The organism is Streptococcus sp. GMD3S (assembly GCF_000298695.2).
GTDB lineage: Bacteria > Bacillota > Bacilli > Lactobacillales > Streptococcaceae > Streptococcus.
Genome location: NZ_AJRC02000013.1, coordinates 13,880 through 26,287, shown reverse-complemented (window position 1 = coordinate 26,287; position 12,408 = coordinate 13,880). Strand labels below are relative to the sequence as shown.

The 12,408-nt window shown below is 43.7% G+C and carries 14 protein-coding genes and 1 riboswitch; of the genes, 7 read left to right on the top strand and 7 right to left on the bottom strand.

Going from position 1 to position 12,408, the window contains the following annotated elements:
- Window positions 1–113 precede the first annotated feature (113 nt).
- The 4 genes from GMD3S_RS0207085 to GMD3S_RS0207070 all read left to right on the top strand — a co-directional run bounded on the left by GMD3S_RS0207085 (window position 114) and on the right by GMD3S_RS0207070 (window position 3,529).
- The gene (locus tag GMD3S_RS0207085; protein ID WP_008289117.1) at window positions 114–941 is read left to right on the top strand and encodes an exodeoxyribonuclease III; all 828 of its coding nucleotides are present in this window, start codon (window positions 114–116) and stop codon (window positions 939–941) included.
- Between the two features lie 11 nt (window positions 942–952).
- Window positions 953–1,339, top strand: a complete 387-nt coding sequence (locus GMD3S_RS0207080) for a bleomycin resistance protein (protein ID WP_000386240.1) — start codon at window positions 953–955, stop codon at window positions 1,337–1,339.
- 130 nt (window positions 1,340–1,469) lie between these two features.
- A riboswitch (purine riboswitch) is annotated at window positions 1,470–1,565 on the top strand.
- A gap of 120 nt (window positions 1,566–1,685) precedes the next feature.
- The gene (locus tag GMD3S_RS0207075) at window positions 1,686–2,267 is read left to right on the top strand and encodes a xanthine phosphoribosyltransferase (RefSeq protein WP_000770385.1); all 582 of its coding nucleotides are present in this window, start codon (window positions 1,686–1,688) and stop codon (window positions 2,265–2,267) included.
- Window positions 2,267–3,529 carry a nucleobase:cation symporter-2 family protein gene (locus GMD3S_RS0207070; protein WP_001171643.1) on the top strand — a complete coding sequence of 421 codons (1,263 nt, stop codon included), beginning with the start codon at window positions 2,267–2,269 and terminating at the stop codon, window positions 3,527–3,529. The genes GMD3S_RS0207075 and GMD3S_RS0207070 overlap by 1 nt, the downstream gene beginning before the upstream one ends.
- Window positions 3,530–3,558: 29 nt before the next feature.
- Here the strand turns inward: GMD3S_RS0207070 and GMD3S_RS0207065 are convergent, their stop codons facing one another.
- From GMD3S_RS0207065 to GMD3S_RS0207055, 3 genes are all read right to left on the bottom strand, one after another.
- A complete protein-coding gene (locus GMD3S_RS0207065) occupies window positions 3,559–3,963 on the bottom strand; it encodes a PaaI family thioesterase (RefSeq protein WP_000651218.1) in 405 nt (134 codons plus the stop codon).
- A 69-nt stretch (window positions 3,964–4,032) separates the two neighbouring features.
- Window positions 4,033–5,514: a UDP-glucose--hexose-1-phosphate uridylyltransferase gene (locus GMD3S_RS0207060; protein ID WP_000176965.1), complete on the bottom strand. Its 1,482-nt coding sequence runs from the start codon at window positions 5,512–5,514 to the stop codon at window positions 4,033–4,035.
- An 18-nt stretch (window positions 5,515–5,532) separates the two neighbouring features.
- Window positions 5,533–6,711: a galactokinase gene (locus GMD3S_RS0207055; protein ID WP_000189885.1), complete on the bottom strand. Its 1,179-nt coding sequence runs from the start codon at window positions 6,709–6,711 to the stop codon at window positions 5,533–5,535.
- Between the two features lie 164 nt (window positions 6,712–6,875).
- On the opposite strand from GMD3S_RS0207055, the gene galR reads away from it, so the two are divergent.
- Complete coding sequence (gene galR, locus GMD3S_RS0207050) at window positions 6,876–7,877, top strand: DNA-binding transcriptional regulator GalR (protein WP_000212534.1); 1,002 nt, start codon at window positions 6,876–6,878, stop codon at window positions 7,875–7,877.
- Between the two features lie 67 nt (window positions 7,878–7,944).
- On the opposite strand, the gene GMD3S_RS0207045 is transcribed toward galR, so the two are convergent.
- From GMD3S_RS0207045 to GMD3S_RS0207035, 3 genes are all read right to left on the bottom strand, one after another.
- Window positions 7,945–8,982, bottom strand: a complete 1,038-nt coding sequence (locus GMD3S_RS0207045; RefSeq protein ID WP_000833743.1) for a zinc-binding dehydrogenase — start codon at window positions 8,980–8,982, stop codon at window positions 7,945–7,947.
- On the bottom strand, window positions 8,983–9,336 hold the full coding sequence (nmlR, locus tag GMD3S_RS0207040; protein ID WP_001022627.1) for a stress response transcriptional regulator NmlR: 354 nt from the start codon (window positions 9,334–9,336) through the stop codon (window positions 8,983–8,985).
- A gap of 244 nt (window positions 9,337–9,580) precedes the next feature.
- Window positions 9,581–10,468: a cation diffusion facilitator family transporter gene (locus GMD3S_RS0207035; RefSeq protein WP_000095933.1), complete on the bottom strand. Its 888-nt coding sequence runs from the start codon at window positions 10,466–10,468 to the stop codon at window positions 9,581–9,583.
- A 132-nt stretch (window positions 10,469–10,600) separates the two neighbouring features.
- On the opposite strand from GMD3S_RS0207035, the gene GMD3S_RS0207030 reads away from it, so the two are divergent.
- On the top strand, window positions 10,601–11,155 hold the full coding sequence (locus GMD3S_RS0207030) for a TetR/AcrR family transcriptional regulator (RefSeq protein WP_001126071.1): 555 nt from the start codon (window positions 10,601–10,603) through the stop codon (window positions 11,153–11,155).
- Between the two features lie 26 nt (window positions 11,156–11,181).
- Window positions 11,182–11,514, top strand: coding sequence for a hypothetical protein (locus GMD3S_RS0207025; protein WP_000958142.1), 333 nt, complete (start codon window positions 11,182–11,184; stop codon window positions 11,512–11,514).
- A gap of 34 nt (window positions 11,515–11,548) precedes the next feature.
- On the opposite strand, the gene pnuC is transcribed toward GMD3S_RS0207025, so the two are convergent.
- Complete coding sequence (pnuC, locus tag GMD3S_RS0207020) at window positions 11,549–12,340, bottom strand: nicotinamide riboside transporter PnuC (protein ID WP_000214770.1); 792 nt, start codon at window positions 12,338–12,340, stop codon at window positions 11,549–11,551.
- Window positions 12,341–12,408 lie beyond the last annotated feature (68 nt).

Sequence of the window (12,408 nt, the reverse complement as noted above, 5' to 3'; positions counted from 1 at the left end):
AAAATCATTCTTAATTATAAACGAAAGAGAGTGATTTTTCAAGCCATACGTTGGGGAAATGGACCTTTTTTTGGTATAATAAAATCTATAATCTGAATGAAAAAGGTAACCTTATGAAACTCATCTCATGGAATATTGATTCCCTCAATGCAGCCCTAACGAGCGACTCAGCTCGTGCAAAATTGTCCCAAGAAGTCCTACAAACCTTGGTAGTCGAAAATGCTGATATTATCGCTATCCAGGAAACCAAGCTTTCTGCAAAAGGGCCTACAAAGAAACACTTGGAAATTTTAGAAGAACTCTTCCCAGGTTATGAAAACACTTGGTGTTCCTCTCAAGAACCTGCCCGCAAAGGCTACGCTGGAACCATGTTCCTTTATAAGAAAGAACTCACACCAACAATCAGCTTCCCAGAAATCGGTGCCCCTTCTACCATGGACTTGGAAGGCCGCATCATTACCCTAGAATTTGATGAATTTTTCGTGACCCAAGTATACACTCCAAACGCTGGCGATGGTCTCAAACGCTTGGAAGAGCGCCAAGTCTGGGATGTCAAATACGCTGAGTATTTGGCTCAACTAGACAAAGAAAAACCAGTCCTTGCGACTGGTGACTACAACGTAGCCCACAAGGAAATCGACCTTGCAAATCCTGCCAGCAATCGCCGTTCACCTGGATTTACAGACGAGGAACGTGCTGGTTTTACCAACCTCTTGGCAACTGGATTTACCGACACCTTCCGCCACATTCACGGCGATGTCCCAGAGTGTTATACCTGGTGGGCGCAACGCAGCAAGACTTCTAAAATCAACAATACAGGCTGGAGAATCGACTACTGGCTCACCAGCAATCGCGTGGCTGACAAGGTGACTCAGTCCGACATGATTGACTCTGGTGCGCGCCAAGACCACACACCCATTGTCATGGAGATTGAGCTCTAAGGAGAAAGCTAATGGACTATCAAGCTGTCATTCCTGAATTTGTAGTATCTGACCTCGAAAAGTCACGCCACTTCTACTGCGACTTGCTGGGATTTTCTGTCGAATACGAGCGTCCAGAAGAAAACTTCCTCTTTCTTTCGCTTGAAGACTGCCAACTTATGCTAGAAGAAGGCAGTACAGAAGAATTAGCCCAACTAACCTATCCTTTCGGGCGCGGTATCAATATTTCCTTTGGCATTGAAGATGTCCCTCAGCTCCACCAAAAACTGCTGGAAGCTGACTATCCCATCCATCGGCCCCTGACAAAAAGAGAATTTCGAGTAGGAGATAGCTTTATTTATCCCCATGAATTTGCAGTTTTGGATCCAGATGGCTATTTTTTAAGATTTAGCGAATAGAAGAATAAAGGGCTACAATACTATCTAGTGTTGTAGCTTTTTCGTTCGCTTTTATGGTCTATTTGCTAACAAAATATTTGATTTATAAAGCTAATTGGTGTAAAATAAAAACATTGGCAGTAGCCTATTTAAAATTGAATATCATTTTACTTGTTTATGTCGTGAATTGGCACGACGTTTCTACAAGGTGCCGGAACACCTAACAATGAGTATGTCAGCTTGAGGTATGGTTTTGGCCATGCCTATTTTGGGGACTTACTTAGGGGATTAAGTAGGTCCTTTTTCTATTTCTTGCTAGAAACTCTAGACAAGCAAATGAAGCATCTTTTAGACTTTAGGAGGTCTTATGAAATTATTAGAAGAGCGCATCCTTGAGGATGGGCATATCTTGGGTGACAACATCCTCAAGGTGGATTCCTTTTTAACCCACCAAGTTGACTTTAGCTTGATGCGAGAGATTGGTAAGGTTTTTGCGGAAAAATTCGCTTCTGCTGGCATTACCAAGGTCGTGACCATTGAAGCGTCAGGCATTGCCCCAGCCGTTTTTACAGCGGAAGCCTTGAATGTGCCCATGATTTTCGCCAAGAAAGCTAAAAACATCACCATGAACGAAGGCATCTTAACCGCCCAAGTCTACTCCTTTACCAAGCAGGTGACCAGCACCGTTTCTATCGCTGGAAAATTCCTCTCACCAGAGGACAAGGTCTTGATTATCGATGATTTCCTAGCAAATGGACAAGCTGCCAAAGGCTTGATCCAAATCATCGAACAAGCTGGAGCAAAAGTTGAAGCGATTGGTATCGTGATTGAAAAATCCTTCCAAGACGGTCGTGATTTGCTTGAAAAAGCAGGTTACCCTGTCCTATCACTTGCTCGTTTGGATCGTTTTGAAAATGGTCAGGTCGTATTTAAGGAGGCAGATCTCTAATGCAAAAACAAGAAAAACACTCGCAAGCAGCCATTCTTGGCTTGCAGCACTTATTAGCCATGTACTCAGGATCTATCCTGGTTCCCATCATGATTGCGACAGCCCTTGGCTATTCAGCTGAGCAGTTGACCTACCTGATTTCTACAGATATCTTCATGTGTGGGGTGGCAACCTTCCTCCAACTCCAACTCAACAAATACTTTGGGATTGGACTACCAGTCGTTCTCGGAGTTGCCTTCCAATCTGTCGCTCCCTTGATTATGATTGGCCAAAGCCATGGTAGTGGTGCTATGTTTGGTGCCCTTATCGCATCAGGGATTTACGTAGTTCTTGTTTCAGGCATTTTCTCAAAAGTAGCCAATCTCTTCCCATCTATCGTAACAGGCTCTGTCATTACCACAATTGGATTGACCCTGATTCCTGTCGCTATTGGAAATATGGGAAATAACGTCCCAGAGCCAACCGGTCAAAGTCTCTTGCTTGCAGCCATCACTGTTCTGATCATCCTCTTGATCAACATCTTTACCAAAGGATTTATCAAGTCTATCTCCATTTTGATTGGGTTGGTTGTTGGAACTGCCATTGCTGCTACCATGGGCTTGGTTGATTTCTCCCCTGTTGCAGCAGCACCGCTTGTCCATGTCCCAACTCCCCTCTACTTTGGGGTGCCAACCTTTGAAATCTCCTCTATTGTCATGATGTGTATCATCGCAACGGTGTCTATGGTTGAATCGACTGGTGTTTACCTAGCCTTGTCTGATATCACGAAAGACCCAATCGACAGCACGCGCCTGCGCAACGGTTACCGTGCAGAAGGTTTAGCCGTCCTTCTCGGAGGAATTTTTAACACCTTCCCTTATACAGGATTTTCACAAAACGTTGGGTTGGTTAAATTGTCAGGTATCAAGACTCGCCTGCCAATCTACTACGCGGCTGGTTTCCTAGTCCTCCTTGGACTCCTTCCTAAGTTTGGTGCCCTCGCCCAAATCATTCCAAGCCCTGTCCTTGGAGGGGCCATGCTAGTGATGTTTGGCTTTGTTTCCCTTCAAGGGATGCAAATCCTTGCTCGTGTTGACTTTGCTAACAATGAACACAACTTCCTTATCGCAGCAGTTTCAATCGCTGCAGGTGTCGGACTCAACAACAGTAATCTCTTTGTCAGCATGCCGACAGCCTTCCAAATGTTCTTCTCAAACGGAATCGTCGTAGCCAGCCTACTCGCCATTGTACTCAATGCTGTATTAAATCATAAAAAGAAATAAGAAAAAGAGGTGTACGCCTCTTTTTTATGTTATATCCTTACCTGTCTGTCTTCTGACCGTTGGCCTGTGACAAACATGGTAAATGTTGCCTTGCAGACATTTCTGCCTTCTTGATTGGTGATATCGACATCCACTACACAGGTTGTGCGACCTTGATGGACGCATTCTCCTTTAATGGTCAACACGTCGTCAAGTTTTCCTGCCTTGAGGTAGTTGATAGAGGATTGAAGTGTCACCCCATCAAGCCCCAGCGAGATAACCACCAAACCACTGATTTGGTCACAAAGGGTGAAGAGATAGCCACCATGGGCATTGCCATAGTAGTTGAGCGACGAGTCCACTACTTTGGTCGTCACCTCAACATGACCATCTCTCATTTGTTCAATTTCGTAATTTTCAAAAGCAGATATAGCGTCAAAATGAAAATCTTTCATCGTTTCCTCCTGATATTTCAAACGACACTATGATACTACTTTTTATAGGACTGTGCAAGGAGAAAGCTCCTAGTCTGACAAAATTCCGACCTGCTCTACAAAGCGCATAAAGGCTACCTGTCCTTGCTCCGTCTGCTTGTAAACTCCTGCATCCTCCAGAACACGTGCAAAGATGGCACCTACAGAGTCCTTGACGATTTCAAGGGCTTTTTCTTTATCTTTTAGGTCTGGATATTGGGCTTTGAGTTCGTCTGCCCATTTCTGATGATAATCGGCAACCGTAACAGCTTCTCCTACAAGATAGCTAGCGACTTGCTCCACTTCTTCTTTCAGACGTGGTGGCAAGATTGCCAAGCCCATGACCTCAATCAAGCCGATATTTTCCTTCTTGATATGTTGGACATCCTTGTGGGGATGATAGATGCCATCAGGATGCTCTGCCGATGTCTGATTGTCTCGTAAGACCAAGTCCAACTCAAACTGTCCATCGCGTTTACGGGCAATCGGTGTGATGGTATGGTGTGGTGTGCCATTACTTTCTGCCAAGACTTGCACACTTGGATCTGAATACTGACGCCATTCTCGCAAAATCTTGTCAGCTAAGTTGATCAATTCCTCTTTGGAATCCGAAGTCAAACGTAGGACTGACATAGGCCACTTGACAATCCCAGCCTTGACCTGTTCAAAACCAGCAAAAGAGAAAGTCTTTTGCAAGGGAGCCAATTCCATAGGAAATACGTGACGACCTCCCTGATAGTGGTCATGGGTGAGAATAGAGCCCCCCACGATTGGCAAGTCGGCATTAGAGCCCGCAAAATAGCCTGGAAACTGCTCTACGATAGCTAGCAGGCGCTCAAAACTCTGACGACTAATGGCCATGGGACGATGCTGGCCGTCTAAGAAAATACAGTGCTCATTAAAATAAGCATAGGGCGAATACTGGAAGCCCCACTCCTGACCCGCCATTTCAAAACGGATAATGCGGTGATTGCTGCGAGCTGGATGGTTAACCCGACCATGGTAGCCTTCGTTCTCTAGACAGAGCTGACACTGGGGATAATTGCTAGCTTGCACCAACTTGGCTGCCGCAATCTCCTTTGGATCCTTTTCAGGCTTAGAGAGGTTGATGGTAATCTCAAGTTCTCCGTAGTCAGATGCTACACGATAAGCAATATTTTTAGCAATGGCCTTGAGCTTGATGTAGTCGTTTTTCTGGCTGAGCTGGTAAAAATCCCCTATCGCCTGCTCAGGAGATTGGGCATAAGTTGCCCAGAAATCACGATTGACCTGACTTGGACAAGGGGTTACCAAGTCCATCAGTTCAGCACCTAGGATTTCACGTGCAGTCTGACTATCCTCAATCGTCTCTAATCGAACCGCCTCCTCGACCAGCTGGTCCTTGAGGTCAATCAACTCATCCAGATCAGTCTCAACTTCCAAAGCACCTTCTCCCACTCGAACCAAAACACGATTGGTCAAGTAGATTCGATCCATTTCCTCAAATGAACTTTCAGAAATGATATGTGTTATAAATTTATCTACTAAGGTCACTATAGAGCCTCCTTTTGACTAATCAAGGACGCGAGTGCCACCTGCAACTTCAGCGATATAGAAGCTTGGAGCGTATCCAACTACTTCCTCATAGTGCTTGCCAACAGCTGCTTTAAAGGCCTCAACAGCATCTTTTTGCACCAAAGCAATGGCACAGCCACCAAAACCTGCTCCTGTCATACGAGCACCGAGAACACCTTCTTGATCCCAAGCTGTGTGGACAAGGGTATCCAATTCCAAGCCAGTTACTTCATAATCATACTCAAGAGAAACGTGTGACGCATTCATCAAGCGACCAAATGTTTCCAAATCACCTGCTTGAAGGGCTGCTTGAGCTTTAAGGGTACGTTGGTTTTCAAGCACAGCATGGCGAGCTCGTTTCAAACGATTTTCGTCTTTAATCAGGTAGCTGTATTGGTCAAAGGCCCACTCATCCAATTCACCCAAGGTCTGAATATCCAAGGCAACTTGCAATTCTTCCACAGCTTTTTCACACTCGGCACGGCGCTCATTGTATTTAGAGTCCGCTAGTTCACGGCGTTTGTTGGTGTTCATGATAACAACGACATTGTCTTTTAAATCAAGTGGCACCAAGTCGTATTCTAGAGTGTTGGTATCTAGGTAAATAGCACGTTGGTCTGCACCCATACCGATAGCAAACTGGTCCATGATACCAGAGTTGACTCCGATAAAGTTGTTTTCTGTTTGTTTTCCAATTTTAACCAAATCCAAACGGTCTAGTTTTAAATCAAAGAGATGCTCTGCCACAACCCCTGTCAAGAGTTCCAAGGATGCTGATGAAGACAAGCCAGCACCATTTGGGATATTCCCAAAGACATAAAAATCAAAACCTTTGTCAATGACATGTCCAGCTTCTTGCAAGAAATGAAGGACACCTTTTGGATAATTGGTCCAGTTATGCTCTTTTTCAAATTTGAGGTCAGCAAGAGGCACTTCGATAATGCCCTTGTCCTCAAAGTTGGCTGAGTAGAAACGCAAAACTTGATCGTCACGCTTGCGAGCCGCCCCATAAGTTCCCAAGGAAATCGCAGCAGGAAAAACGTGACCGCCATTGTAGTCCGTGTGTTCACCAATTAGATTGATGCGGCCAGGTGAAAAGAAGGTTTGGTCTGCTTCTTGACCAAAAACGGCAAGAAAGTCTTTGCGAAGGGCTTCAGTAGTAAGATCTTGTGTCATATAAATTCTCCTTTGACTATCCGTTAAGTCACCTTAACGTGTAATCGTTTTCTTCTATTGTATCCAAGGGATTTACCAAGGTCAATCCTTTTTACTAAACTTTTACTAAACTATCGGTAAAAAGAAGAAAAATATGATATACTAACCTAAAAGGAGGAGGATTTATGGCTACCTTAAAAGACATCGCACAGCTAGCCTCTGTCTCTATTGCGACCGTATCTCGTGTCCTCAATCGCGACCAGAGTCTATCTGTTACAGAAGAAACCAGACACCGTATATTAACCGTCGCGGAAGAGCTGGGCTATACCAAGCACCTCAAGACAGGCGAATCCCACAAACCCAAACAAAAAATTGCCATTATCCAATGGGTCAGCGAACAAGGGGAGTTGGACGACCTCTACTACTACCAGATTCGTCTCGGTATTGAAAAAAGAGCCCAAGAGTTGGACTATGATATCTTGCGCTATTTTAATGACCATCCTTTTACACTGAGCGAGGAAGTGATTGGCATTCTCTGCATCGGAAAATTTAGCCGATCTCAGATTGCTGCCTTTGAAGAATACCAAAAACCTTTAGTCTTTATAGACAGCGACACCCTCTCACTAGGTCATACCTGTATTATTACTGACTTTTACACTGCTGTGAAACAAGTTGTAGACCATTTCCTCAGTCAAGGGATGAACCGTATCGGAATTCTCACAGGCCTTGAGGAAACAACCGACCAGGAAGAAATTATCCAGGATAAGCGGCTAGAGAATTTCAAAGACATTACCCAAGCAAATGGTATCTACCATGAAGAACTGGTCTTTCAGGGGAGCTTTACTGCCCAGTCTGGCTATGACTTGATGAAGGAGGCCATTCACAAGCTAGGAGAACAACTCCCACCAGCCTTTTTCGCTGCTAGCGATAGTTTAGCCATCGGCGCCCTCCGTGCCCTTCAAGAAGCTGGAATTAGCCTACCAGACCGCGTCAGTCTCATTTCTTTTAACGACACTAGCCTGACCAAGCAGGTCTATCCTCCCCTCTCCAGTATCACTGTCTATACCGAGGAAATGGGCCGAGCAGGTATGGATATTCTTAATAAGGAAGTTCTCCATGGTCGGAAAATTCCTAGCCTGACTATGCTGGGAACCAGACTGACTTTGAGAGAAAGTACGCTGCCATAACTCAACAAATATACCAACGCAAAAAATCCTAATAGAGAGTCTCAATTCTCCATTAGGATTTTCATTGTTAATCCATCACAATCATAGACTTAATGGTCTTGCGTTCATCCATATCTTTATAAGCCTGGTCGATATCTTCCAGTTTATAACTTGAAGTAAAGACGCGACCTGGATTGATGTCTCCATCAAGAACCGCTTTTAACAAAACTTGTTTGTCATAAGTAGTAACTGAGGCTGCTCCACCTGCCACTGAAATATTTTGGGCAAATGTAGAACCGAGCGCACAGTTATTGTAATGAGGAACACCAACGAATCCTAAACGTCCACCATTGTGAAGAACCCCAAGGGCTTGATCTACGGCTGCTTCAGTCCCAACACATTCAAGGGCTGCATCTGCTCCACCACCAAGGATTTCACGGACTTTGGCAATTCCCTCTTCGCCACGTTCAGCCACAACAGCTGTCGCACCTGATTCCAAGGCCATCTTTTGGCGATCTTCATGACGACTCATAAGGACAATCTGCGACGCTCCACGCATCTTAGCTGAAATAACAGCACATTGGCCAACAGCCCCATCCCCGATAACGACAACCTTATCCCCTTTTTGAACATTAGCAACACGCGCTGCATGGTAACCGGTCGGCATGACATCAGCCAGTGTCAAAAGTGACTTGAGCATACCTTCTGTGTAGTCAGAAGGTTGTCCAGGGATTTTAACCAGCGCCCAGTTTGCATAGTGAAAACGAATATATTCCGCCTGAAAATCGCCTCCCAAGTTATTACCAACATGATTGTCGCAAGAACCGTCAAAGCCAGCAAGACAGGCATCACACTCCCCACAGCCATGGGTAAAAGGGACAATGACAAAATCACCTGGTTTCACCGTCATAATGGCTTCCCCAGTTTCTTCGACAATCCCAATCGCTTCGTGTCCACTATTTTTGTGTCCAGCTTTCGTTTCTGGATTACGGTACCTCCATAAATCTGAACCACAAACGCACGCACGAACTACACGAATAATCACATCATCCGCTTCTATTATTTGCGGACGTTCAATACTAGCAAGACCAACCTGACCTGCCTTTGTATATACTGCTGATTTCATTTAAAATTTTCCTTCCTTGTAAAGTTTAATTTTGTGATTTAAGCGATTTAAAGCCGTCTGTAAATGAGACAAGCGCTTCTCTAATTTTTTCTTTTCGTCTTCTAAAATACCAAGCCTTTCCTCTCTCGTTTCATCCCCCTTTTGGTAAAGCGACATATAGTCAACTAAACTGTCTACAGAGACACCCGCCGAACGAAAACACTTAATAAATTCCAGAGCTTCTATATCCTGATCTTGAAAGTCACGAATTCCAGTCGCGGTTCGAGTAATCGGTGGCACAAGACCAACTCGCTCATAATACCGAATCGTATCCGCTGAAATTCCCAATAAGTCGCTGGCAGATTTAATATTCATATACTAGCCTCCTTTCATTTCCTTCACTGAATTTAAGCAACTATAACTCATTCATCTTATTATACAACTTTGAGTTGACTCCAAGTCAAACATTTTGCATCTAATAGAAAAATTTTTTTAATTACCAAACAACTAAGTAAAGTTTATACAGAGCCTTATAGGATCAAACTTTTAAGATATTTAAACAGGAAAGAAAATACTCTATTTCAAATAACATAGGGGCTTAATCATTCTTTACTTTTTACTAATGATGCCCCTGCTTCTGCTCTAACTCTCTCACCCTCCGCCTATGTTGCGCATGATTGCTTTGACTGATATCTACTTCAATAGTGATATTCTGCACGCCTCTTTCTTCTAAACATTGACGCACCACTTCTTTGGTTTCCATCATCTGTTCCCAGTCCTTGATACAAATGTGGACAATAGCATTGTTCTCTAGACCGTCCATGGACCAAATGCTAAGTTGATTGACACTTTTGACATTGGGTAGAGCCTCTAAATCCTTCTCCAAATCACTGGTCTCGACTCCTTCTGGCACAGCATCTAGGAAAATCTTCAGTGCGCTCCAAAAGCGAGGAATGGCTTTCGACAGAATAAAGATGGAAATAACCAGCGATAAAAGCGGATCAAGGATATACCAATCTGTAAATCGGAGGATAATCGCCATTAGGATGACGGCCAACCAACCAAGAGTGTCTTCCAAAAAATGCAAGCTAAGAATTGACTCGTTCTTTGTCTTTCCTTTACGAACTACCAGACTTGCTAGTACATTGATAGCTACTGCAATGATTCCCAGCCAGAGGATGCCATTCTCATTAACGGGTTGCGGATGAGCAATCTTCGTGATATTTTCCAAAATCACTAGGACAGACCCTATCATAAGAATCACAGACGTTAGCATGGCTCCTAAAAGACTAAAACGTTTGTAACCCAAGGTGTACTGTCTATCTTCTTCACGGTTTGAAATTGTTTCTAAAAGGGCTGAGATGCCAATGGCTATAGCATCTCCCAGGTCATGAACAGAATCAGCAAGAACGGCACTCGAACCAAAGATTCCTCCTGCGATAAACTCAACAATCGCATAGCTTAAATTTAAGAAAAAAGCTAACCAGATAGATGTTTTAGAACTCATTTCTCTCCCTCCTTTGGTATAATGGGTATATACATACTTCTTTCATTTGTATTATCTAATAAAATTCAAAGAAAGGATAGAAGCAAACTGTCAGTCCTATTCAGTTCTGAACAGTTTGTCTCAAGTGTCTATATGCCAAAAAGAGACCGTCGAGTCAGCAAGACGAAAAAAGCCATCTATCAAGCTTTTTTACAACTTTTGAACGACAAGGGCTATGATGCCACTACTGTTCAGGATATCATTGACCTAGCAGATGTTGGACGTTCTACTTTTTACTGTCACTATGAAAGCAAGGAACTCCTTTTAGATGAGCTCTGTCGCTACCTCTTTCATCATCTCTTTGAAAGGGAAGGACACTTTACTACCGAGGACTACCTCGCACATATCTTTTTACATTTTCAGAAAAACCAGGACCATGTCACCAGTCTCCTTTTTTCTAAAAACGACTACTTCCTCCGCCAACTACACAAGGAACTCGAACACCACGTTTATCCCATGGTGGCGGGTGACTTGCAAGAGGCCTATCCAAACATTCCGGCCTCCTACCTCCAGCATTTTGTTGTGACGAACTTTATCGAGACCCTAACTTGGTGGCTAAAAAAAGGAAAATCTTATACCGAAGACCAAGTGGTGAGATTTTACCTTGATGTAATGGAGATGACCTCTACAACTCCACTTGATAACTAAGCCTGTAACTCAGAAAGGAACCAACTATGTTAACTTCGATGATTCTAGGAATACTAACAATTGTACTAGCTCTCGCCTTCTCATTGCTTCACCTTGCTGCTGCTTTTTCAGCCATGAAACAAAAGAACTACAGTCTAGGAAATAAATGCATTTTGGTTGGCAGTTGCCTCACCTCTCTGGCTCTAGCCATCTTTTACTTCGTCCCACTTGCAACCATTCTTCTATGGATTGTGGGCTCAAGTATCGTCTGCTATGGAGCCTACTGGAACGGGCAACAGAAAGAACACCAACATATATCGCACCACATCGTTCGTATAACGAGCGCTATTATCATTACGGTATTATTCATTTTGCTCTAACACAAAAAAGGATCAGATGATCCTTTTTTACTTTTTAAGCACTCTTTGCGGCCTTGCTCCACTGATACCAACCAACTAGACTATTGATCAAGTAAATCAGGTATTTCCCTTGGATTTGCAGGCTTTCTCCCCACCAGAGATAGATAGAAAAGACATTGGTAGCTGCCCAGAATATCCATTGTTCACGGTAAACAGCTGTCATGAGGATTTGCCCCACCCCGTTGGTCGCATCGGTGATGGAATCGCGATAAGGACGATTGGCTCCGATAGACTGATAAATGAACCCAAATACCAACCACCAGAAAACACTAATAGAAAGATACTTGGTCCAACCCTTACCGTCCAGTTTACGCGCGACAAACTCCTGCTTTTCCTTTTTAAACTGTGCCTGGTAGATCCAAACTAGAAGTCCAATTGGCTGCATGGCCGTGAAGTAGAGTGTCGTTAGCACCTCACCATAAAAGCCTTTCTGCAAAGCCAAGATAAGGTAAATAACAGAGTTAATCAAACCAAAAAGGTAATTACTTGCTCGACCTTCCGATACAAAGATAACACAGATAATCCCTGTCAAGCTACAAATCATCCCAACCCAGTCAACAATGCGGTGTTCATAAATCAACTCCAGCCAGATTGGAAAACTTCCTAAAACCAGCAGGTAAAGCCACTGAGCAAAACTACGATGGGCAAAGAGGTCATTCCAGATAGCCTTCATGGTTCCTGAAAATCCCAAATCAGCCATAGCAGCAACCATACGGCGGTAGCCACCAGACATTTCACCAAGAGTAATTTTGATATTCTTGAGTTTTGTTTGCAAATAAGTCGTCATATTTTCTCCTTTTGTTTTTAAAGAGCCGTGTCTGGATAGACTTTCGGACGCAACGCTCTATTATATAT